Here is a 24376-nt window from a genome sequence, read left to right on the forward strand (position 1 = left end):
GTTGATTTTTAATGTTTATTTTATAATGACTACTTTTTCTGAATACAAATTTTTTTCTTCTGATATAATGAGGTTATAAATTCCTTCAGGTAAATTCAAATCAAGAGTAAAAATCTTTTCGGAGGAGTTTTCTTTTATTGCGCAATAAATTTTTTTTCCGAGCGCGGAGTAAACTTCAATTTTAATTTTTTCGGGAACAGTTTTCAACTCAACTGAAATTTTTCCAACAGATGGATTTGGATAAACTTTTATTTCTTTTTTATTCGGCAGTTCATTTGTTCCGGTAGTTGAACAGTATCCGGTAAAACAAGGATTGCCGCTCGCAGTAAACCAAGGATAACAGGTTGAATCGGTTTTAAACATGCACAGCAGCAAGTTGCCTACTTTGCGTGCACCGCTTAAAGACGGATGTGTTCCGTCCAATGCAAATTCATTTGGACAAGTCCAATTAATGGATGGATAATTTACCTGGGGAATAATTCCATCGCTCCACAAATACGGGCTCCACGCAATCCATGGAGCAACTCTTCCGCTTCCTGAATAAGGAAGCAATCCGTTGATTTGGTCTTCAATAACTTTTTTGCATGTCCATCCTTGTATGTAAGCAAAGGGCTCAGGATTCAGAACCGAAGTAACATCGGCATACCGCGCAGATATTCTGCTGGAGATATAACACACTTTCACATTGGGATAGCGGGTAACAATTTCAAGCAAGGCGCGCTTGAATTGCACAACCAATGAATCATAAAATTCTTCCCTGCATTGATTGGAATTTGCGCTTGTACAATTTGAAGTATATAATATATTACTGGGCGGAGCAGGATTCGTTTCCTTAAACCAAACCGCCTGTACTTGTTTGGGTCTGCTGCCGCTCGCAGTAACGAGAGCGCCATAAACTCCAACCGGGTTGCTGCTGCTTCCCCAATAATTATTGTATGGCGTTCCTCCCTGATACCACGGTGAAGTAATCAGCATGGCGGGAAATCCTCCCTGGGCTCCGTTGACACAAACGACTTTTGAATTTTTGCAGGGGTCTATGTTGGCAAGCGAATCAAACTCGCATGCTTCAATATTTGTATTTGATAATCCGATGGAGAGTAAAACAATTTTTCCAGTCGGGCTTGGATTGCCTGCCGTATCGAGCGGCTGAAGTTGTGAAGCAAGTGTAATGCCTGCCGCTTTATGCGATGCCGGAATAAAGTTGGAGCCATTCGGATATAATCCTCCCTGCATGGAATTTCCGTTCCAGTTGTTTACCCAGGTTCCTGTTCCTAAATCGTGAATGGGAGTAAACCCTGTTTGCGCTGCCGTGCAGTTAGGCGTTCCGGTTGCTGAGGAAGGGTTGCAGCCGCCTTGCGACCAACCGTTCAGCGATACCTGAATAAAAAATAAAAGAGTAAAGATGTTTTTCATTGTGACGGTTTTTATTTTTGTGATGTGTGTTTAAAAAATTTATTTACAAATGACGATTTTCGATTGCTTTGTTTTCCCTTCAGAACTTACTTTTATAAAATAAATTCCATTCTGTTGCGAAGACAAATCAATTATTGAATTAACGGGTGAATGAGTTGATGAATAAATTTTTTCACCAAGCACATTGTAAATTTCCAACCTTTCAACTTTCAAACTTTGTAACCCTGCAATCGTAAACTTTCCGCATGATGGATTAGGAAAAACAGTGATTGAATTATTTTTTGTCATTTCGGAAACGCCCGTTGAAGCAGAGCAATTAAATATATTGTTCATCAGCGCGCGGTATTTTACAGACGGATTTACGCTTGTATCCTGAAATACGCTTTCGAGCGCTCCCCATGGTGGAGCACCGTTCAGAAATTCTCCCCTGTCGCTGAACAAAACAAAGTGCATGAACAAATCAAGCGTAGTTGAGTCGCGCAGGAATTTGAATTCATTCATATAACAGTTGTACATAGCCGTATCTAACTGCGCATTGTAAATGGCAGGATTGTAAGGATGAGTTGAATAATTTTGCGGATCTAAATCTTGACCTCCTTCATAAAATATGTAACGCAATCCATACTGTGTTGCAGTTTGATTATTAGCAAGAGTTCCCATATGCATTGACGGAATATTTTTTCGTGCAAGATTGATTGCCTGAAGAGGCGTAGTAGACGCGCCCCATGCATTCAGTGTATCATAGTCATGATGATTGTAGGTAGGATTCTGCCTGAAGGTTAAAAAATAATCTGCTGGAGCAAGTGCATCAGCCCCGCTTCCATTATTAATAAGGTAAGCCATTTCCTGCTGACCGTACCATGGAGTCGTGAGTTGAGAACCAACTACTCTCACAATCCGCGAGGAGAATTGGCTTCCGAAAACCATTTGCCATATATCAAAATTCTTTTTATAGAAGTAAGCAATTCGCTGAGCCGAATTCAAACTCTGCGGAGCATTCGCCTGCACCCAGGGATACGCAACTGTGTTGGTAGAATTCCAGAGTTCATTGGAATACTCCAGGTATATTTTCAGATTAGGATTTAAACTGTCTCTCATCATCTGCGCAAGGTTCATCACATAATCTGAATCAGCTGCATGCGGAACACAAAGCCATAAATCTTTATTCGCCATGTTACAGAGTTTTACTATGTACTCATAAGCACATCCTCTTTTATTGGTTTCGGAAAAATAAGACGATTGCCTGTAAAAAGTTGTCTTTCTCCTGTCACTCCATTTTACTTCGGTGGATTGCCAGAGCAATTGCCACCACATGGGGCGAATGACTTTGAAAGGAGCGAGATAGTTCAAAAATTTCTGATTGAACGGCTGAGATTGGTAGGTGAACTCCGTGCCCGGCATCAGCACGCGCACATTGCGCACATGGTCGCTTGCGCTGGAAGAAATAATGGTCATAAATATTCCTTGTGTTGAGGGAACGACTGTTAAAAGAATTCTTCCCGGATTTGTTACGGTAGCAGCGGTTACATCGCCTGTAAAAGAAAAAGTTCCGGTGCCATCATATAAAAGAACATAAGTTCCACTTGGATAAAGAACAGAAGGTTTCTGCCCATATATCATCCTTGTTTGTATCGTTTGTGGCTGACCGTTCACCGTGTAAGGAATCTGGAGCGGGTAGCCGTCAGCATCCTGCGGGATAGAATCCATCACATTTGCCGTTGGCAGCGTTGCCCAGCGCAAACATGTTTTCATCAAGTCCACAAATGGAACTTCACGGCTCCATGCGTTAAGTTGACCAAGACAAGTTCCAACTGTGATTTGGCAAGAGTCGGGAGGCGCTTGCGCAAAGCAATTTATATTTGTAAAATAAAATACTGTTATGGCTGCCGCAAGTAAATTTTTTTTCATTGTTATTGAGATTAAATGTTAGTTCTTATTGTTCGACCATTTGGTCTGCCTTTACGCAAAAAAATTTATACGGTTACAAGTTCTTCTTTTTTGATGGAATCAATTACCATTTGAGTGATAACTGATTTTCTTTTTTCCAATAATTGAAAATATTCTTCCTGCGAAATTTTGAAGCGTTGCAACTGAATAGGCATGGCAATGAAAGGAAAAACACAAAGTGAAATCATATTCAAAAACAAAATCCTGACATCCATTTTTTTTATGTTGCCCTTTTTGTATTCCCCGTCTATTTGCAGACGAAATTTCGTCATATCGAAACCCGCAGCGCTCACTGTCATTTTCAGAACTTTGTCAGTATTCATTGCCATCTCGGAAATGATGAATCCGGTAGAGTGATGCTGTTCAAATAAAATATCCGTATAGGTATTCATAAATACAGCAATCTTCTGGAAAAGCGGGAGGTCGGAAACCAAAATAGAATTTACTTTCGGAAAGATATTTTTCATTGTCAGTTCAAACACTTTATTAAAAAGTTTGTCCTTATCCACAAAATAATAATGAAGCATGGATTTACTCACTTGCGCTTCATCGGCAATTTCCTGCATTCGCGCTCCGTGAATTCCTTTTTTGTGAAATACATTTACTGCAGCATCAAGAATTTTTTTTTCGGTTTCGGAATCAAGTTTTTTCTTTCTCATATAGTATTCGACCAAATGGTCTACAAATATAAAAACATTATTTTAACACCAGCAATCTTTTAGAAGATTTTTTTGAGTGTAGTTTTTTGAGCGATTTTTCGTTTTTAATGTCTTCTCCATATTTCCTACATTTGCATAGAAAAAAATTTCATTCACTAATTTGTAATTCAAAATGCCCATCTATCATAAACTCGGAAAAATTCCTCAGAAGCGCCACACGCAATTTGTAAATCCAAAGGGAAATAAAAATCATCCATTTTATTACGAGCAGCTTTTCGGCACGGAAGGGTTTTCCGGAATGTCTTCCTTATTATATCACGTTCACCGGCCAACAATGGTGAAGGAAATTGTAAAATCCTATAGCGTGGAGCCGAAGATTGCGGTAAAGAAAAATATCAGAGCGATGAAACTGATCGGCTTTAATGTGGAACCGCAGGATGATTTTCTCGAAAGCAGAACTCCTCTCCTTTTGAATAACGATGTAATACTTGGTCTTGCCGCTCCGAAAAAATCTTTTAAAAATTATTTTTATAAGAATGCAGACGCGGACGAATTGCTTTTCATTCACAAAGGAAAAGGAACACTCCGCACTTTTCTCGGAAACATAAATTTTGTGAGCGGAGATTATCTGGTGATTCCGCGCGGGATGATATACCAGATGGATTTTGATTCGAAGGAAAACAAAATTCTTTATCTCGAATCTTTTTCTCCGATCTATACTTGTCATCGTTACAGAAATAATTTCGGACAACTGCTGGAACATTCTCCTTTCTGCGAGCGCGATTTGAAACTGCCGAAAAATCTGGAGACGAACGACCGCAAAGGAAGTTTCCTGATAAAAATAAAAAAGGAAGGCATGATGCACGAAGTGGTGTACACTTCACATCCGTTTGATGTGGTGGGCTGGGATGGCTACAATTTTCCCTATGGATTCTCCATTCACAACTTTGAACCGATAACGGGAAGAATTCATCAACCTCCTCCGACCCATCAGACATTCGAAGCGCATAATTTTGTGGTGTGTTCTTTTTGTCCGCGCCTGTATGATTACCATCCGAAATCAATTCCCGCTCCTTACAATCACAGCAACATTGACTCAGATGAAGTTTTGTATTACGCGAACAATGAATTCATGAGCCGGAATAATATTGGAGAAGGCGACATCACGCTTCACCCGAAAGGAATTCCGCACGGACCAGCGCCCGGAGCGATGGAACGAAGTATTGGCGTGAAAGATACCATTGAACTTGCCGTGATGGTGGATACCTTCCGCCCGCTGATGGTGACAGAAGCCGCTGTGAAAATTGATGACGGAAAATATTTTAAGAGTTGGGTAGAATAAAATACAAGTTGGCAGTGGCAGTAGCAGTTTGCAGTAAATACCAATACAAATAATAATTCGTAATATTCGTAACAAGATTCGTTACTTCGTAACCAGAAACAAAAAATGAAAATTGCAATCGGAGCCGATCACGCAGGATTTTCTCTCAAAGAGATTCTGAAAAAATATTTAGTTGGGAAAGGAATCGAAGTAAAAGATTTCGGAACACACTCTGAACAAAGCGTGGATTATCCTGACTTCGCTCATCCCGTTGCAGATGCAGTAGAAAAAAAAGAGTTTGATTTCGGAATGCTGATGTGCGGCAGCGCGAACGGAGTTACTATGGCTGCCAATAAGCATGCAGGCATTCGCGCAGCACTTTGCTGGAATTCTGAAATTGCAAAACTATCGCGCCAGCACAATGACGCAAACATTCTTACGCTGCCTGCACGCTTTATTGAAGAAGCCGAAGCAAAAAAATGCGTGGATGTTTTTCTCTCCACCTCGTTTGAAGGAGGAAGGCACGAGGGAAGGGTGAAGAAGATTGATTGTTGAAACCCTTGCCATGCTTCCCTTATTTAGACACGTAATTATTGTTTCACTTTATTTTGCCCAGTTCCTTTTTATTTCGTTACTTTGTTCTTGCTAACATCAAATTTCTATTTACATGATAAAATTATTTACACTTCGCACTTCTGCGTTCGCAATTTTTCTTGCTGTTGGAATTTCTTCCATGGCGCAGGACATACACTTTTCACAATTCATGCAATCGCCTCTCACGGTGAATCCCGCTCTTGCCGGAACCACCGTCTGGATTCGCGGCACCGCGCAGTACCGTTCGCAATGGAGCGCAGTTACCGTTCCGTATTCCACCATGGGCGCTTCGTTCGATATAAAAAGTAAGAAGCGCTGGTTCAAAGTAAAAAACATGACGGAGAAATACCGCCAGAACGGAGAAAACGGTTTCGGCTGGGGACTGAATGTGTTTAACGACCGCGCAGGCGATGGGCACATGGGCACGCTGCAATTCAACGGCTCGCTCGCTTACCAGATTTTTGTGGGGCAGAAAGGAATGCTTGCACTCGGTTTCCAGGGAGGATTGATGCAGCGCAGCATTGACTTCAGCCAACTGCACTGGGGAAACCAGTACGATGCAACTTCTTCCACCGGATATAATTCTTCTTTCGACCCGAAAGAAAATCTTTCGAACGCGCATTTCATTGTTCCCGATTTAAGCACGGGCGGAATTTATACTTATAAGAAAAGCGAGCGCTATGCTTCCGCAGGCGACCAGATGGATTTCACCATTGGCGCGGCATTGTTTCATGTGAACCAGCCAAAATATTCTTTCCTCGGCACAGGCGAGCACCTGTACATGCGCACAGTGATTCACGGAAACGCCACCATTGGAATTCCCAATTCGCGCCTTGCCATTGCCCCGGGAATCATGGTTGCCAAGCAGGGGCCCAACCAGGAAATTTTTGTCGGCTCGCTGTTTAAATATTCGCTGAAGGAGGATTCCAAATATACCGGCTTTGTAAAAGGCGCTTCCATTTCAGCCGGAGGATTTTTCCGCGCCAAAGATGCGTTTGTAGCCATGATGATGTTTGATTTTTCCAGTTACGGCATCGGGCTGAGTTACGATATTAATGTATCAGGATTGAAAGCGGTGAGCACCGGCAGAGGCGGCTTTGAAATTTCATTGCACTTTCTCAACCCCGCTCCGTATATTTACAGCCAGGCAAGTTTCAATAAATAATTTTTGGGAAGTAAGAAAAACCCCGTTTGCAAATTGTGAGCGGGGCTTTTTTATTATGAAGAATCTTTTTATTCAGTAACTTTTCTTTTTCTATTTTCGTCTTACCCAAAAAACAACTTACCATGCAAGTATTCAAAAAACTTTTGCTCTTGTTTGTTCTTCTTCCTTCCTTATTAATAGCGGTAGCGGCAGAAGGGCCGCTCGTAAAAAAATTCCAGGCAAAGCGCATTCTGCGCAGAACGGCAGTGGTCATTCTCATGGCCCATAAAAAAGTGAAGGAAGGAAAGGTGTACACCGGAAATTTAGCGCGCGCCATTGCGCACCAGCATTATGCCATCCGCCTTTACCGCGAAGGAAAATTTTTCCGCGCCATTCACCAGTCGCGCAGGGCGCGCATGCTTGCGCTCATGGCAATCCAGGCGAACAAGGGAGCCGAAACTGCCGAAATGAAATACGAGAAAGAAGACGAGAACGCGCTCAAAGGCGGGCCCGGTGATGAAGAACTCGACAAGGAAGTGGCGAAAGAACTTCCCGCAGAAGCCGCAGCCAAGGATGAAGAAGTAGTTGCTGCCGAGCCCGCAGTGGATTTGAAGGAAGACGAGTAGTTTCAGATTTCTAATTATTGCTGAAAAATCTTCATCACTTCCCCGAAGAAAATTATTTATCTTCGCTCATCCAATTAATTTAAGTAAGGATGAAAAAAAATTTACCCTGCCTACTTCTTACTTCTTACCTCTTACCGCTTACCGCTGTTTTTCCGCAAACCAACCAAACCAAGTTTCAGAACATTTATAATCTGGGAACAAGCGGCAACGGATTTTTTGTTCCTAATGCCACGCGCAATTCCACCAACGGATACATTACCATGGGCTGGGTTTACGGAGCATCGAGCCAACTATTTCCGGCCGGAATGGTTTTCGAAACCGATACGATGGGAAATGTGAAGTGGGCGAGAAAATATAAGGGAGACAACACATTTGGATTTACTCCGCTTATCATTTCTGATTTTCTTCAAACAGGAGGCAACTATGTGGCAACCGGCAACAGAAACTCAAGAGCCCTATTGATGAAGTTTGTTCCTAACTCAAGCACAGTTAATTTTTCCAATACGTATTCCACCGATGGCTGGGGCGACCGCGTGAAAGAAGACGGTTCGGGAAATCTTGTTGTGGCGGGCGGTTCGCAAACTAAAAGCGCCATGAATCCTGATAAGGACTCCACCAGTATTTATATTTTTAAAACAAACTCTACCGGCACCTATCAATGGGGACGCTCCTATACGCTTACTTCTCCCGTGTTCGATAGTTTTGACGAAGCCACCGATGTGGTTACTGTTCCCACCGGTTATGTATTTACCGGTTATCACAGCGAAAATAACGGAGCCGACACCACTACCAATATTTTAATATTCATGACTGACTTCAGCGGGAATCTTCAATGGATGAGGTCGTACGGAAGTTTATCAACAAATGAAGACGGGCGCAGAATAATTTATGATTCCGGAAATAATCAGTTTGTCATTATGGGATTTACCGATGCGGCAAGCGGCTTCGGAGATGTTTTTATTTTGCGCACCGATGCTTCGGGCAATTATATTACTTCAACCGCATACGGAACAAATGTGGGAATTGCCGAGCCGAGCGATTTTGTTCATACAAAAGACGGTGGCTATGCAATCATCGGCTGGGCTGCCATTGTAAATGCAATTACGTACCGCCCGTTTTTGGTGAAACTCGATGCCGCATTCAACCACCAGTTTACAAAATATTATAAGCCCAGCACGCTCGGAGGATTTTTTACCTATGGAGAAGAAGCGACTAACGGAGGATATATACTCGGAAGCATGGCTGCCGATGGAACGTATGGCGGATGGGCAACCGAACTGATTAAAACCGACAGCCAGGGAAAAACTGATAACACCAGCACTTCGTGCAGCGAGAGCAATTACGTTCCTATTCAACGCACGTATGTTCCGGCCATGAAAACCATTATTCCCACTGTTCGCACAGGCGGAAGCGGAAGCAGTTTTTCTCAAAGCAATTCTTCATTCAATCCTGCAACCACGTTTACCTGCATGGTATGCGCGAAACCTTCAGCGAATGTTTCGCCAACTTCCACGAGCATCTGCGCGGGAAACAGCGTGGTGCTCACTGCTTCGGGCGGAGGAACTTATTCGTGGAACACAGGCGCGGCTTCGGCTTCCATCACCGTTTCTCCTGCCACAACTACTTCGTATAGCTGCTGGGTGTCTGCTATTGCCGGATGCGACAGCGTGGTGGTGGCAACCGTGAATGTAAATTCTGCGCCCACAATTAACATCACCGGAAACAATACTATTTGCCAGGGACAATTTGCTACGCTCACCGCATCGGGCGGAGGCACTTATTCATGGAGCAACAGTTCCACTTCTCCGACCATTGTGGTAAATCCAACTTCAACGGTAATTTATTCGGTGACCGTTACAGGCGCGAACGGATGCACCGGCACTTCGAGCATCACGGTAAATGTAATTTCAACTCCCACCGCAAGCATAAGCGCTGCCTCTGCAATATGCTCAGGAAATTCTGTTACGCTTACCGCATCAGGCGGTGGAAATTACTCGTGGTGGAATAACGGAGCTGCTTCAGCCACAATTACTGATAATCCAACTTCTACAACTACCTACACAGTTACTGTTTCAAACGGAAGTTGCTCAAGCACCACAACCGCCACGGTAAATGTAAATCAATCTCCCGCTGCAAGCATTTCAGGAAGCAATACTATTTGCGTGGGCTATGTGGTTACGCTTACCGCTTCCGGAGGAGGAACGTACTCATGGAACACCGGGCAAACTTCAGCCACGATTACAGATAATCCCGCTTCGGCTACCACCTATTCAGTAGTGGTTACTGCAGCAAACGGATGCACGAATACTGCATCTGTTACTGTGAATGTACTTGCAACTCCCACTGCTTCTGTTTCCGGAAACAATACCATTTGTTCCGGCCAGTCGGCTACGCTCACAGCATCGGGCGGAGGAAATTATTTGTGGAGCCCGGGCGGACAAACCACCGCTTCAATTATTGTTTCTCCTGCAAGCAACACCACCTACTCGGTTACTGTTTCGGCAGGAAGTTGCTCGGATGCAACGAGTATTTTGGTTTCGGTGAATCCAACTCCTTCGGCAACCATTTCAGGAAACACATCTATTTGCCAGGGACAAAATGTTTCGCTCACAGCAAGCGGAGGAGGAACGTATTCATGGAGCACAGGCGCCACTTCCGCATCTATTACAGATAATCCAACTTCGAACACTTCCTATACCGTAATTATTTCGAACGGGCAATGCGCGAGTGCGGCAGTTGCAAACGTAACGGTGCTTTCTACTCCCACCGCAAGTATTACGGCATCAAGTTTCACAATTTGTTCCGGAACTTCCGCCACGCTTACTGCATCGGGCGGAGGAAACTATTTGTGGAGCCCGGGCGGACAAACAACTTCTTCCATTATTGTTTCTCCTGTGGCAAATACGAACTACAGTGTAACCGTATCGAACGGAAACTGCACCGATGCCGCAATCATTGCGGTTGCGGTGAATACTTCGCCCACTGCAAGCGTAACCGCTACAAGCAATTCGATTTGCCTTGGTCAGTCGGCAACGCTCACTGCAAGTGGAGGCGGAACTTATGTGTGGAATCCGGGCGGGCAAACTTCAAACGTAATTACTGTTTCTCCGACAATAAATTCTTCTTATACGGTAACAGTTACTTCCGCGAACGGATGCACGGCTTCGGCAACTTCAAATGTGGCAGTGAATTCTATTCCTGCTGCAACTATTTCTGCATCGGGCGCCACTATTTGCTCGGGCGCTTCCACCACGCTCACTGCATCGGGCGGAGCAAATTATTCGTGGAGCAGCGGACAAACTACTCCGGTGATTGTGGTTTCTCCTTCTTCCACTACAAATTATACTGTGACTGTTTCCAATGGAAATTGTTCGAGTGACACAAACATTACTGTGAATGTAAATCCATCTCCAACTGCCAGCGTTTCGGCAACAAGCAATGCAATATGCTCGGGGCAAAGCGCAACGCTTACTGCGAGCGGAGGAGGAACTTATCTCTGGAATCCAACCGGGCAAACTTCAAATTCAATTTCTGTTTCTCCAACGGCAAATACTTCTTACACAGTAACCGTAACTGCTGCTAACGGATGCACAGCATCGGTAACTTCAACTGTTAGCGTTACTCCGGTTCCAAATCCATCTGTAACTTCAACTGGAAACACTATTTGTTCGGGCAGTTCGGTTACGCTCAGCGCCAGCGGAGGAACAACGTATGTTTGGAATCCGGGAGGTTCTACAACTTCTTCCATTGTCGTTTCGCCAACTTCTAACACAACTTATACTTTAACTGCCGCGAATGGAACCTGCACGGCAACCGCAACCGCAACGGTGAATGTGAATCCTTCTCCGAGCGCAACTTCAGCGGGCGTGTCGGTAAATTATGGAAGCAATACTACTATTTCCGCTTCGGCTTCGGGAGGAACTTCTCCGTATTCTTATTTATGGAATACGGGCGATGTTACACAAACCATTTCTGTTTCACCGGTTGCTACTACTGATTACTGTGTAATTATTACGGATGCAAATAACTGTTCAGATAGTGCCTGCGCCACGGTTACGGTGGAATATGTTTGCGGAGATCTTTTCATTCCCGATGCGTTTTCTCCCAACGGGGACGGGCACAATGATTATTTTGTTCCGCGCGATATCTGCTTCAGGAGTTTTCACCTCACTGTTTATGACCGATGGGGAGAAAATGTTTTTGAAACCGATGATATTTACACGAAAGGATGGGATGGAATATATCACGGAAAAACAGGAGAAACGGCAGTGTTCAGTTATTATTTCTCCTATGAACTGGTGAATGGCGACAGTGGTGTAAAAAAAGGAACGGTTACGCTGCTGAGATAGCAAAAGCAAAGCAGTTCTTCTTTGGAAAATTGCTTTTTGCAAACCAAAATTATTTTCCTATCTTTACCCTTTCAAAACTTCCTTTACATGAAGAAAATTTTTTTCTCAGCAGTTTTTCTTTTCGCCCTGAATTTTTCAAACGCGCAACTGTATAATTCCACCAATATGTTTTATACCGATGCAGGCGCAATTGTTTTTGTGGACGGAGATGTTTACAACGACACTGCGGGGCATATAAAAAACAACGGAGACATTTATTTTACGCAAGACTGGACGAACCATGAGCCGGCATTCGGATTAGATGCAACTGCCGGAACCGTTCACATGGCAGGAGCAAATCAACTCATTAAAGGAAGCCAGACCACCACTTTCAATAATCTCGATTGCCAGAACACGGGAACAAAAACGCTGAACATAAACACAATTGTTGGCGGAACATCCGGAGTTCTTTCGCTGAACAATGCGCCCTTTAACCTGAATTCAAAAACGCTGATTGTGACCAACCCGCTTCCCGCGGCAGTTACGCGAAACAGCGGCTATATAATTTCTGAAACCGACCCCGCTGCCGGATACGGAATTGTAGAATGGAGAATGGGCAACACAACTGCGGGAAATAATTATGTGTATCCTTTCGGAACTTCTGGCGGAACATATCTTCCTTTTTTATGGAACATAAAAACTGCCGGAGTTGAAACTTCAAACGGAAATATGTCGGTTGCTACGTATCCGACTAATGTAACTGCCAGCCCGAACAATATGCCGTTTCCAACCGGAGTAACAAATCTTGCTGACGGAAGCGGAAAAAATGCCGCCTCTTATTGCCTCGACCGCTACTGGATTCTCAACTCAAATAATTATTCCACCAATGCGGTGGCTGATATTACCTTGACTTACCGCGATGCCGAATGGGATAATTCTGTTTCGGGAACCACCAACAATTTTGCAAGCGAAGATGATTTGAAAGGATGGAAATGGAGCGGAAGCGCGTGGCAAAATCCTCCGGTGGGAATTGTGAATACAAATGCAAACACGGTGAGTGTAACGGGCATAAGCGGCTCGGCTCCGTGGACGCTGACAGGAAACGAATTGATTTGCGGAGATTTTTTTATTCCCAATGCATTTTCTCCCAATGGCGATGGACATAATGAAATTTTCAACGTGAGAAATAAATGCATCAAGGATATTGACCTGAAAATTTTTAACCGATGGGGAAACCTTGTATTTGAAACCACCGACCCTGCGCAAGGATGGGATGGTTCCACTCCTAAAGGAAAAGACGGTAACGAAGGAGTATATGCCTACCAAGCGAAAGGGCACATGAATGACGGAACCGAGATTGATAAGAAGGGAACAGTAACGCTGATGAAATAATTTCTTTCCGGTTTTTTTACTGCAACATTTTTACTTCTCATTCGTTTTTTATTTTTAAGGTATGGAAATTGTTGTTTTTCCTTATCTTTAATAAGCAATGCATACATCCGATTACAATATTCTTCTTGCAAAACTCGATGAGTTCATCCGGAAGTTTTACAAGAACCAACTCATCAGAGGAATTCTTTACACTACAGGAGTTTTTCTTGCCTTTTATTTAGCAGTTGCATTGTTGGAATATTACGGGCAGTTCAGCATAACAGTCCGCACGATTTTATTTTACTTGTTTGTTCTCACGAATGGATATGTGATTGCAAAACTCATCCTCATTCCCTTGCTCAAGTTATATCGAATGGGAGAAATAATTTCCAACGAGGAGGCATCGCAAATCATAGGAAAACATTTTTCAAATGTGCAGGATAAACTTCTGAATGTTCTCCAATTAAAAAATCTTGAACGCTCTTCCATTCTTGTTGAAGCGAGTATCAATCAGAAAATAAAAGAACTCAAACCCATTCCGTTTGCTTCCGCCATTGATTTGCGGCAGAATAAAAAATATTTAAAGTATGCATTGATTCCGCTTCTGTTTTTCTTTGTAATTTTATTTGGCGCGCCCAGCATTATTAAAGACAGCACTAAAAGATTGATTGAACACCGGACTTATTTTGAAAAGCAGGCGCCATTCCAGTTTCTCATTCAGAACAAAGAATTGAAAATTCCCCGGCAGGAAGATTTTCTTTTGGAAGTTAAAATGAACGGCAAAGAAATTCCCGATGAAATTTTTGTTGACTTAAATGGAACAGAATATAAATTGACGAAAGAAAACAAAAATGAATTCAGTTTTCTTTTCAAGAACGTGCAGAAAAATATTCCGTTTCATCTTTCTGCCGATGGATTTTCTTCTAGGGAATATGAAATTCTTGCGCTGCCGAAACCCATGCTGCTCGATTTTTCTTTGGAGCTGAATTATCCGAAATATATAGGAAAGAAAAATGAAATGCTTCACAACACGGGCGATTTGGTAATTCCTGCCGGAACAAAAGTTACGTGGAATTTTTCCACACAGAATACAAAGCAGATGAAACTTCGCGTGGGCGACACCGCGTTTTTTGTCGCGCCTGCGGAAGAAAATAAATTCACTGCGTCACAAACTTTCCTGAAGGATAAAACTTATTCCATCAACACTTCCAATGAATTTCTGCAGAACAAAGATTCGGTTTCTTATTCCGTGAATGTGGTGCCCGATATGTTTCCTTCCATTGAAGTGGAAGAGAAAAAAGATTCTGTTTCGTTCAGGCAGTTTTATTATGCGGGAAATATCAAGGATGATTATGGTTTCAGCCGGTTAACTTTTAATTATCATTTTCTCAAGCACACTGACTCAACAGGAAATCCCAAATCCCAAATCCCAAATCCCAAATCTGAAAATATTCCCATCGCGAAACCGATTACGCAGCAATCGTTTTATCATTTCTGGGACATGACCCATCTTTCCATTTCTCCCGGTGATGAGATTGAATATTATTTTGAAGTATGGGACAATGACGGAGTGAACGGAAGCAAGTCCGCCAAGTCGCAAACGTTCATATATCACGCGCCCTCGCTGAAAGAAATTGCGCAGAACACCGAGAAGAAAAATTCTGAAATCAAAAGCGAGATGACAGAAAGCATTTCTCAGGCAAAAGAATTGCAGAAGGAATTGGAAGATTTATATAAAAAAGTTTTGGAAAAGAAAACGCTTTCGTGGGAAGAAAAGAAAAAACTGGAAGACCTGTTGAAGCAGCAAAAAGAGTTGGAGAAAAAAATGGACGACATCAAAAAAGAAAACTTGCAGAACAACGAGCAGCAGAATGAATTTCAGAAACCGAATCCCGAACTGCTGGAAAAACAAAAACAACTTCAGGATTTGTTCGAGAAAGTGATGAGCGAAGACATGAAAAAATTATATGACGAAATGCAGAAATTAATGGACAAGATGGATAAAAATAAAATCCAGGAGATGCTCGAAAAAATGCAGTTGTCGAATAAGGATGTGGAAAAAGAACTCGACCGCAACCTTGAACTCTTCAAGAAGATGGAATTCGAGCAGAAGTTTCAGGAGACATTAAAACAACTGGAAGAACTTTCTAAAAAGCAGGATGAACTCGGAGATAAATCGCTCGATAAAAAAGCGGATGAAAAAGATTTGAAGAAACAGCAGGATTCACTGAACAAACAATTTGACGATATTAAAAAAGCGATGGACGATTTGCAAAAGAAAAATGATGCGCTCGAAAAACCGGAGAAGATGCCCGACACAAAACAGAAGCAGGAAGAAATTTCAAAAGACCAGCAGAACGCTTCGCAGGAACTAAGCAGCGGAAAAAATAAAAATGCTTCTAAGTCGCAGAAGAACGCTTCTCAAAAGATGAACCAGATGTCGCAGCAGATGGGAGAACTGATGGCGCAAATGCAGCAACAGCAGGAAGGCGAAGACGAACAAGCGCTGCGTGATATTCTGAACAACCTCATTCAACTTTCGTTTGACCAGGAAGCGCTGATGAAAGATGCGGATAAAACAAAAACAGATAATCCGCAGTATGTAAAACTTTCGCAGCAACAGAAAAAATTAAAAGACGATGCCAAAATGATTGAAGATAGTTTATTCGCGCTGAGTAAACGGCAAGCGGCTATTCAATCGGTAGTGAACAGGGAAATTTCTGCCATCAATTCCAACATGGAAAAATCCATCGAACTCATGGGAAAAAGAGAAAATCGTTTTGCTCCTGATATTTCTTCGAAGCAGCAATTTTCCATGACTTCCATAAACAATCTCGCGCTCATGCTTGACCAATCGCTGAGCGATATGCAAAACAATTGCAAGAGCAGCGGGCAGTGCACCAAGCCGGGCTCGTGCAAAAAACCGGGGCATGGAAAAAAACCTTCTTCGGCAAGCATGCGGCAAATGCAGGAGCAATTAAAAAAGCAAATGGAAGCGCTCAAGAAAGGAATGGAGCAAGGCAAAAAGCAAGGCGGGCAGCAGGGAAATTCAAACTGGAGCCAGGAAATGGTGAAGATTGCCGCGCAGCAGGAAGCCCTCAAGCAAATGCTTCAGCAAATGAACAAGGAAGGGGGAATGAACCCGGGCGATATGAAAAATACGCTGAAGATGATTGAAGAATCACAAAAAGATGTGGTGAACCGTAATATTACGGAAGAAACAATGAAGCGCCAGCAACAGATTTTAGAAAAACTTTTGGATTACGAAAAGGCAGAGAAAGAACGTGATACTGAACAAAAAAGACAAGCCACCGAAGCAAAAGATGAACAAAAACGTAACCTTTTCCAATTTAAAGAGTATAACCTTCGAAAAGAGACCGAGACCGAGTTGCTGAAAACAATGCCTCCCTCTTTTAAAAGTTACTATAAAAATAAAGTATCCGAGTATTTTAATAATTTAGCAAACGAAAAACAATAAACAAAAAATGGTCTTGGCAGAAAATCAGAAATTACTCATCCCTTCTAAGGCGGAAAACATGGTGCTGGTTGAAAAACTGGTGGACGATGTTTGCGATTTGTTTGACATAAAAGAAGATTTATACGGGCATATTCTCGTAGCGCTCACCGAAGCGGTGAACAATTCTCTTCAGCACGGCAACAAAGCAAACCCCGATAAAAATATTGAGGTGACTTTTAAAATGAAAGACAGCAAATTATTTTTCACGGTAAAAGACCACGGTCCCGGGTTCGATCACACAAATCTTCCCGACCCCACCGACCCGAAGAATATTGAAAAGCCAACCGGCAGAGGAATTTTTCTGATGAAACATCTTTCCGACAATGTTTCTTTTGAAGACAAAGGCACTAAAGTGATTCTGGAATTCATTCTGAACAAACAAAAGCCCTCCTGAATTTGTTTCCCTGATCGAAATCGAAGGGACTTTTTAATTAACTTTACCTACTATGTTCAATTTAGGCGGAAGCGAAATCTTTTTTATCCTGTTCATCATTCTTCTTTTTTTCGGCTCGAAAAAAATTCCCGAACTCGCGCGCGGATTAGGCAAAGGACTGCGCGAAATGAAAGAAGCCGCCAGCGGAATTGAAAAAGAAATTACCAAAGAAGTAAATGAGGTGAAAGAAAGCGCGGAGGTGAAGAAAATGACGGACGAGTAATTTTTTCTATCTCCTTACTTCAAAATCGAAACATTCCCCTGCTTATCCACGGTGGTTTCGTCCACAAAAACAATATGCAGCACATACACCACCACCTCTGAATCCATTACTTTTCCCTGTCGCATCGGAACTCCGTCCCATGCCTGTGAAGCATTGGTGGTTTCAAAAACCTTTTCGCCCCAGCGGTCGTAAATTGCAAGTTTGAATTCTTTGATGCAGGCAACAATTTCGGGAGGAAAAATTTTCAGCACATCGTTTTCTCCGTCACTGTTGGGCGAAAAAGCGTTGGGCAGAAAATAACCGCTTCCGCAGGGCGGTTCCACCAAAATTTTCACGCAGGCGGTATCCGCGCATCCGCTCGTGTCAGATACGCTCACGCAATATTGGGTGCTCGCGGTTGGCGTGGCAACAGGATTTGCACAGTTGGTGCAACTCAATCCACCGGAGGGAAACCACGAATAGGTTGTTCCACCGGAAGAAGAAAGTTGAACCGAACTTCCGAAAGGAATCGCTGAACTTGTTCCGGCAACGGCTTTAGGTCCTCCCGTCAATCCCACCGATACGGAAAAAGTTTGGGAGCATCCGTTCGCATCGGTTATAATTACAGAGTAGGTTCCCGAAGAAAGCCCCGTAGCGGTTTGCGTTCCCTGGAAATTATTCCACACATACGTGAAAGGAGCATTTCCGCCCGAAGGATTTGCGGTGGCGGTTCCATCGCTCGTGCCGCAATTGGCAGGCGTGGAAGAAAGCGTTGCAGTAACGGCAGGCGGCTGCGCAATAGTTATTGTCTGAAGATTGCTGCATCCGCTTGCATCGGTAACAACAACGGTATATGTTCCCGCAGAAAGCCCGGTGGCAGAAGAAATGGTTTGCCCGCTGCTCCACCAATATGTATAAGGAGCACTGCCTCCTGTTACCGCTGCCGCTGCCGAGCCGTTGCTTCCTCCGTTGCAGGTAACCGTGTTGGTGGAGGATGCACTAACGTTGGGTCCGTTTGCATTTGCAATGTTTGCCGTTTGTGTTTGCGTGCAGCCGTTCGCATCGGTAATAGTGCAGGTGTAATTTCCCACAGCAAGGTTGGAAATGGAAGATGTGGATTGCCCGCTGCTCCACGAATAAGTTAAGTTTCCCGTGCCTCCTGTTGCTGTCACGGTTGCCGCTCCCGTGCTCGAACCGCAAGTGGTGTTGGTAACCGAAACGCTCGAAGTGATTACAGGCGGCTGTGAAATGGAAACCGTTTGATTGCCCGCGCATCCTGCCGCATCGGTAATAATAATAGTATATGTTCCTGCGGAAAGATTGGAAACGGAAGAAGTAGTTTGCCCGCTGCTCCACGAATAAGTATAAGGCGCTGTTCCTCCGCTTGCGTTGGCAGAAGCCGAGCCGTTGCTTCCTCCGTTGCAAAGTAAATTAGTTGGCGTTACCGCCACCGATAAACTGGGCGTGGTGGTAATAAGCGCAGTGGCGGAAGTGGTGCAGCCGTTTGCATCGGTAATAGTTACCGAATAATTTCCTGCGGAAAGATTAGAAACAGAAGAAGTGCTTTGCCCGCTGCTCCACGAATAAGTATAAGGCGATGTTCCTCCGCTGGAAGAAACAGCCGCGCTGCCGTTGTTTCCTCCGCACGAAGAAGAAGTAATGGTGGTAGTTGCTGCAATGGCGGGCGGCTGCGTGATGGAAACCGTTGCCGTGCTGGTTGCGCCCGAAGCATCTTTCACAGTTACTGTATAATTTCCAGCGCATAATCCTGTGGCAGTGGAAGTAGTTTGTCCGTTGCTCCAGGTATAAGTATAAGGCGATGTTCCGCTTGAAACGGTTGCTGTGGCAGTGCCGTTGCATTGCGCGTTGCATTTCGGATTCACGCCTGCTGCGGTTACTGCCAGCGAAGAAGTTGAACAAACAGGTGAAACTTTTTTGCAGGCCGACATGTTCACCGAAGCGGCAAACCCGTTTCCGCAGGCAACCACTTCGCCATTGGTGTTCACCGCCACATCGTAAACTTCTGCCGGAACATTGGCGGAAGAAAGCAGATTCAAACCTGCATCGTACTTATGAATTTTTCCGTTCGCGCCCACGTACACATTTCCGCAGGAATCAATGTCAATTCCTCCGGTGCCCATGGAAATTTGTCCGCTCGCAGTAGTAGTTATCCCATTCGGAACAGAAACCTGGTTTACAATGGCGCCTGTGGAAATATTTCTCCGGTAAAGCGTGGCGCCTGTGAGTGTATAAAGGTCGGAGTTGGTGGCAGCAATGGCGTTCACTCCCTGGTTGGTTACTCCATAGCCCGCGCAGCCGTAACTGAATGTATAAGTGGTTGCCGCGCGGTAATTAATGGCGAGCGCGGTGGTGAACGAACCAATGGTATCGAACGTAGCAAAATGATAATCGCCATTGGGCGCTTTGCACAGCGCGCGTATTTCATTCGGATTGGTTACTGCTGGAAAAGGCGGAGGGAATGGCTGAAACGAAACTACTTTTGCCACCGCCACACTGCTGATGACAGAGCCGTTTGTTAAATTAATAGTGTATGCCCGTCCTTCGCCTGTGAGTTGAAGCATGGGATTAAAAGTGAGCCGCGTTCCGCCCATGACCAGTTGCGTGTAATCGCAGTTGAACGAGCCATGCCAGTATTCATCGTTGCTTCCTCCGTTTGCCGTCCATGCCTGTGTGCCTGCAGTACTTATTTTCCGGATGACTGCGGACGAACCGGAAGTAACATAACTCTCGCCTGTTTGCGGCTGCGTAATCAATGTTCCAATCCAGTTGCCGGAAGCAGCCCATCCTGAATTATATGTCCATTGAATCGCTCCTGCGGCATTAAACTTTTTCAGTTTGGTTACCGAATCGCCCCATACATATACGTTGCCGGCATAGTCGGTTTCAACATCCCATGCTTTGTTCAGTCCACCGGTAAAAACAGGGCTTACCGTCCAGGGGTCAATGATGATTGCAGCGTTTGCTTTTCCTTCCCCGTCAGGAAGAGAAAAAGAAACAACATTATTTTTTACAGAGAAGGAAGAAGAAATTTTTTTATGATTGCTTTCATAGAAAGTAAAAGGAGCATGGTCAATAATATCTCCGAACAATGTTGGAATATGAATATTTCCTTCCGCATCGGTAAAAATTTTTTCGGGACCGGAATATTTCATTTTCACTTTTGAAACATCCGCTCCCGGGTGAAGTATAAGAGAATATTTTATTCCTTCTTTTCCTTCAGGGAAAATATATTCCACATCTATATTCGGATAAAGATTTTTGTAAATAAGTTTTTTATAGGCGGGAATGAAGTTGCTGTTTTTTCCCGCTGCCGTAGCGTAACTGAAATAATCTTCCGATTTGTCTTCGCCTGTTACTTCCGCATCGGGGTTTGCATTTTCCCATTGCAGATGAATGAGCGCGGTGGTGATTTTTGCGGAGTGTTCTTCCTTTTCATGCTCGCGGAATTCTTTTTCGCTCCTGAATTTTTTTCCCCATTCATTCTCTTTTTCTTTTTTCCGTTCGGCTTTGTCGAAGCGGTACGTCAAGCCCTGCTTGGTAAAATAAATCTGCGCGGCATCCCAATCCACCGCATACAAAATTTTTGTGCCGGGCAAATTATTTCTGCCGTCAAACTGCGATTTGTTTTCGATGAAGCGTTTTGTTTGAAAGGAAGTGTTCCAGTCGAGCGAGTAAGAAAAAAACGGAAGAAGAAAAATAAACGGGAAGGAAAGTTTTTTCATACGCTTGAACGGGTTTCAGAGTTTGACAAATTTAGCCAGAAGTTGTTTGCCCGCTCCGTTCACGCGGAGAAAATAAATTCCGCTGTTAAGTTCGCGAATGCTTAGTTGCAGCAGCGTGGAGCCCTTCACTGCGTTTTGCTTTTCGCTCTGCAGAATTCTTCCCTGCAAATCAAAAATTTCCAGTTGAACTTCCGAGTTTTCAGGAGCGAGCAGTGTGCCCTGCAATTCTTCACCTGCAGGATTTTTTAAAAATAATTTCCATTCATCGGGCGAAGCAAGTTCCACCGGAATGGTGCCGGCATATTCAGATCGTCCATCGAAATCAGTTTGCTTAAGGCGGTAATAAACAGTTTCGGGTTTAAGGTTTAAAGTTTCAAGCGGGTCGGTAAATTCATAACTGCGAACAGTAGAAGAATTGCCCGCGCCTTTTATGGTTCCCACATTCTTCCAATCTTCCGGCATTCCATCCTTCCGCTGTATTTCAAAATAATCGTTGTTGGTTTCAGTAGCGGTTTCCCAGTTCAGCAATACTCCGCTGCCGGAAATTTTTCCGGTGAATGAAAGAAGTTCAACCGGCAGCACCGTGTTGCAGGGTCCTCCACCGGTCTTGTAATAAAATTTCACTATCTCGCTTCCGTTTGCGCCAAACATTACGTTGAAAGGTCCTGCACCGCCACCGTCTGAAAGGCATATATAATAGGTAGCGGTAGCAGGAGCCGTCCACGTGATTTGATTCATGCCGCAGCCGCCAAAATTATTATTTCCGTTGTTGTTGTAAGAATCCACCAGCGGAGAGCCGCTTCCGTTCGAGCAGGCAGTAAATTTCTCCGCTGCCTTCGCAGGCGAGCGCAAAGCAATATTGCTGTCCGGCTGTTGCGGCAAACTGCGCTTTCACATACTTTGAACTTCCGGTGTTAAATGTGTTCGAAGCAGTGGGCGGAATTTGCTGCGTAGTGGAAGTAGGCGTAATGGTGTAACTGTTGTAATAAATGCCCGAACACGGAACAGCCATCCATTGCGCGCTCGCAGCGAAAGAAAAAAATAAAACCGCAGCGCATGCAGCAAGTTTTTCAGAAAGAAATCTGAAACAAAAAACTTTTTTCATCTGGAAACATTTTTAGTTGTTGATTGAAAAAATATTTTGTTTCATGGCTCTGCAAATTTCATTCATTGCGCGCATGAATCCAACGCAATCTGCCTTCAGAAATTAGCCGTTAAACATACGGCTTTACAGGTTTATATAAGAGAAAGAAAAACAGCCCTGCCTGGTTTTTCTATAGGAAGAACCGGTTGAAAGAGATGATTTTGTTTTCGGAATAATGCAATCTTATAATTCATATCTTAGAGGTCTAATGAAAACGCCTTCGCAGGATTTATTTCTACTTATTCAGTCGCTGAGCAAAACTGAGAAGCGCTACTTCAAAAAATTCTCCGAACTGCACGGAAAGGAAGACAATAAATATCTTCTGTTGTTCGATGCCATTGCAAAGCAAAAACAATTTGACGAAGAGGCGCTGAAGAAGCAGTTCAAAGCCCAGGCATTCATGCGGCAGTTTCCGGTGGCAAAAAATTATTTGTTCTCAAAAATTCTTGACGCACTTGAATTTTACCACCGCGATTCAAGCATTCATTCCCTGGTGCGTAGAAACATTTACCGTTCGGAACTTCTTCAGAAAAAAGGATTGTATGACCCTTCCATGAAACTTCTGCGCAAGGCAAAAGAAGATGCCGCCTCGCTCGATTTATTTCACGCGCTGCTCGAAATAAACATGCACTGGGAGTTCAATGTGCTTCTTGAGAAATACGACCTCGGGCAATTAGGCGCGCTGCACGAAGACGCGCTCAACACCACCGCGCTTATGAACGATGCAGTGATGTGCCGCAACCTGAGTTTGAAAATGGTGAACCTGTACAATCATTATTATAAAACGCGCGATAAAAAAATTCTGGAGCAGGCGGAAGCACTGATGAAGAATCCGTATTTCAAAAATGCAGAAGGAATAAAATCGTTCACCGGCCGCCTGCGCATTTACGAAGCGAAATTTTTTTTCCAGTACGCGAAAGGAAACCTCGATGCCGCCTGCACGGAAGGAGACAAGGCCGCACGCCTCTGCCTTGCTTCTCCGGTGGTGATGGAAAACAATATCAAACTTTATCTCGTAATGGTGAGTAATTTATTTTACGTGCGCAGCGAACAGAAAAAATATTACCAGGCATATACGTATCTTCTTCAACTGGAAAAGGCATTGCCGTATGTTAAAACTTACTCGCAGCGCGCAAAATATTTTTACCTGCACGAAAACGCATCGCTGCATTATCTCTATCAAACTGCAAAGTTCAGGGAACTGGAGAAAAAACTTTCTTCCGTCATCAGCGGCATGGCAGCACACGAAAGCGAACTCAGCAACTTTGAAAAAATTGCGCTGCTCACCAACTTCGCCATTTCGTGTTTTTATCTCGGCAATCTGAAACTCTGCATCCAATACCTGAACAAACTCCGCAACGAATTTGATTTATCCATCAACCCCGAAGTGCAGTACTTCCTGAATATTTTTTATCTCATTGCACATTACGATTCGGGGCATCATGAAATTCTGCCGTACCTCGTGGAATCGTTTAACCGGTTCCTGCGCAAGAAGAGCCATATTTCAAAAGTGGAAACCGTGATGGTGGATTTGCTGAAAAAACTTCCGCGTGCCGACAAGGAAAAAAATCTTCCCGAAGCATTCAGGCGGATGAAAAAAGAAATTGAAAATATTCCCAGCGAAAAAATGCATTACTATATTTTCAAATACTTTGATATTGAATCATGGCTCGAGAGCAAAATAAAAAATAAATCTTTCCAGGAAATTATCAGGGAGAAAATTAAAACATCCTGATGCTGAAAATAAAAAATCCCTTTCCGCTTGGGAGAAGGGATTTTTCATGGGAAAAGATTTTTTTACCTCAGCAACTCCACATAGCCCTTTAAGACAACATCCTTAAAGATGGCAACGTAATAGTACGTTCCTTCCTTAGCCGGGTTGCCGCTCATGTTCGTTCCGTCCCAGCAGCGCTTGGTGTCAGTGCTGGTGAACA

At 43.7% G+C, this 24376-nt stretch carries 16 protein-coding genes; 10 read left to right on the top strand and 6 right to left on the bottom strand.

The window, feature by feature from the left end; genetic code table 11:
* Positions 1 to 15 precede the first annotated feature (15 nt).
* From HY063_01855 to HY063_01865, 3 genes are all read right to left on the bottom strand, one after another.
* On the bottom strand, positions 16 to 1413 hold the full coding sequence (locus tag HY063_01855; GenBank protein MBI3500511.1) for a T9SS type A sorting domain-containing protein: 1398 nt from the start codon (positions 1411 to 1413) through the stop codon (positions 16 to 18).
* Positions 1414 to 1452: 39 nt separating this feature from the next.
* Positions 1453 to 3321 carry a T9SS type A sorting domain-containing protein gene (locus HY063_01860; protein ID MBI3500512.1) on the bottom strand — a complete coding sequence of 623 codons (1869 nt, stop codon included), beginning with the start codon at positions 3319 to 3321 and terminating at the stop codon, positions 1453 to 1455.
* Positions 3322 to 3386: 65 nt separating this feature from the next.
* Complete coding sequence (locus tag HY063_01865) at positions 3387 to 4019, bottom strand: TetR/AcrR family transcriptional regulator (GenBank protein ID MBI3500513.1); 633 nt, start codon at positions 4017 to 4019, stop codon at positions 3387 to 3389.
* 172 nt (positions 4020 to 4191) lie between these two features.
* Here HY063_01865 and HY063_01870 point away from each other — a divergent pair, with 172 nt between their 5' ends.
* From HY063_01870 to HY063_01910, 9 genes are all read left to right on the top strand, one after another.
* Positions 4192 to 5361 carry a homogentisate 1,2-dioxygenase gene (locus HY063_01870; GenBank protein ID MBI3500514.1) on the top strand — a complete coding sequence of 390 codons (1170 nt, stop codon included), beginning with the start codon at positions 4192 to 4194 and terminating at the stop codon, positions 5359 to 5361.
* A gap of 105 nt (positions 5362 to 5466) precedes the next feature.
* Positions 5467 to 5895, top strand: coding sequence for a ribose 5-phosphate isomerase B (gene rpiB / locus HY063_01875; GenBank protein ID MBI3500515.1), 429 nt, complete (start codon positions 5467 to 5469; stop codon positions 5893 to 5895).
* A 112-nt stretch (positions 5896 to 6007) separates the two neighbouring features.
* Positions 6008 to 7099, top strand: coding sequence for a PorP/SprF family type IX secretion system membrane protein (locus tag HY063_01880; protein ID MBI3500516.1), 1092 nt, complete (start codon positions 6008 to 6010; stop codon positions 7097 to 7099).
* 122 nt (positions 7100 to 7221) lie between these two features.
* The gene (locus HY063_01885; GenBank protein ID MBI3500517.1) at positions 7222 to 7704 is read left to right on the top strand and encodes a hypothetical protein; all 483 of its coding nucleotides are present in this window, start codon (positions 7222 to 7224) and stop codon (positions 7702 to 7704) included.
* 89 nt (positions 7705 to 7793) lie between these two features.
* The gene (locus HY063_01890; GenBank protein MBI3500518.1) at positions 7794 to 12053 is read left to right on the top strand and encodes a gliding motility-associated C-terminal domain-containing protein; all 4260 of its coding nucleotides are present in this window, start codon (positions 7794 to 7796) and stop codon (positions 12051 to 12053) included.
* Positions 12054 to 12140: 87 nt separating this feature from the next.
* Positions 12141 to 13424, top strand: a complete 1284-nt coding sequence (locus HY063_01895) for a gliding motility-associated C-terminal domain-containing protein (GenBank protein ID MBI3500519.1) — start codon at positions 12141 to 12143, stop codon at positions 13422 to 13424.
* Between the two features lie 97 nt (positions 13425 to 13521).
* Positions 13522 to 16881, top strand: coding sequence for a hypothetical protein (locus HY063_01900; protein MBI3500520.1), 3360 nt, complete (start codon positions 13522 to 13524; stop codon positions 16879 to 16881).
* Between the two features lie 7 nt (positions 16882 to 16888).
* Positions 16889 to 17314, top strand: coding sequence for an ATP-binding protein (locus HY063_01905; GenBank protein MBI3500521.1), 426 nt, complete (start codon positions 16889 to 16891; stop codon positions 17312 to 17314).
* Between the two features lie 52 nt (positions 17315 to 17366).
* Positions 17367 to 17576 (top strand): twin-arginine translocase TatA/TatE family subunit, encoded by a 210-nt coding sequence (locus HY063_01910; GenBank protein MBI3500522.1) that lies wholly within the window; start codon positions 17367 to 17369, stop codon positions 17574 to 17576.
* Positions 17577 to 17590: 14 nt separating this feature from the next.
* Here HY063_01910 and HY063_01915 read toward each other — a convergent pair whose 3' ends face one another.
* Positions 17591 to 21298: a gliding motility-associated C-terminal domain-containing protein gene (locus tag HY063_01915; GenBank protein ID MBI3500523.1), complete on the bottom strand. Its 3708-nt coding sequence runs from the start codon at positions 21296 to 21298 to the stop codon at positions 17591 to 17593.
* A 15-nt stretch (positions 21299 to 21313) separates the two neighbouring features.
* A complete protein-coding gene (locus HY063_01920; protein MBI3500524.1) occupies positions 21314 to 22180 on the bottom strand; it encodes a T9SS type A sorting domain-containing protein in 867 nt (288 codons plus the stop codon).
* A gap of 470 nt (positions 22181 to 22650) precedes the next feature.
* Between HY063_01920 and HY063_01925 the strand changes: the two genes are divergently transcribed.
* Positions 22651 to 24177: a hypothetical protein gene (locus HY063_01925; protein ID MBI3500525.1), complete on the top strand. Its 1527-nt coding sequence runs from the start codon at positions 22651 to 22653 to the stop codon at positions 24175 to 24177.
* Between the two features lie 62 nt (positions 24178 to 24239).
* Here the strand turns inward: HY063_01925 and HY063_01930 are convergent.
* Positions 24240 to 24376, bottom strand: a 137-nt coding sequence (locus HY063_01930; GenBank protein ID MBI3500526.1) for a hypothetical protein, incomplete at its 5' end; no start/stop codon positions are given.

This window comes from Bacteroidota bacterium (assembly GCA_016195025.1).
Classification (GTDB): Bacteria; Bacteroidota; Bacteroidia; order Palsa-948; family Palsa-948; genus Palsa-948.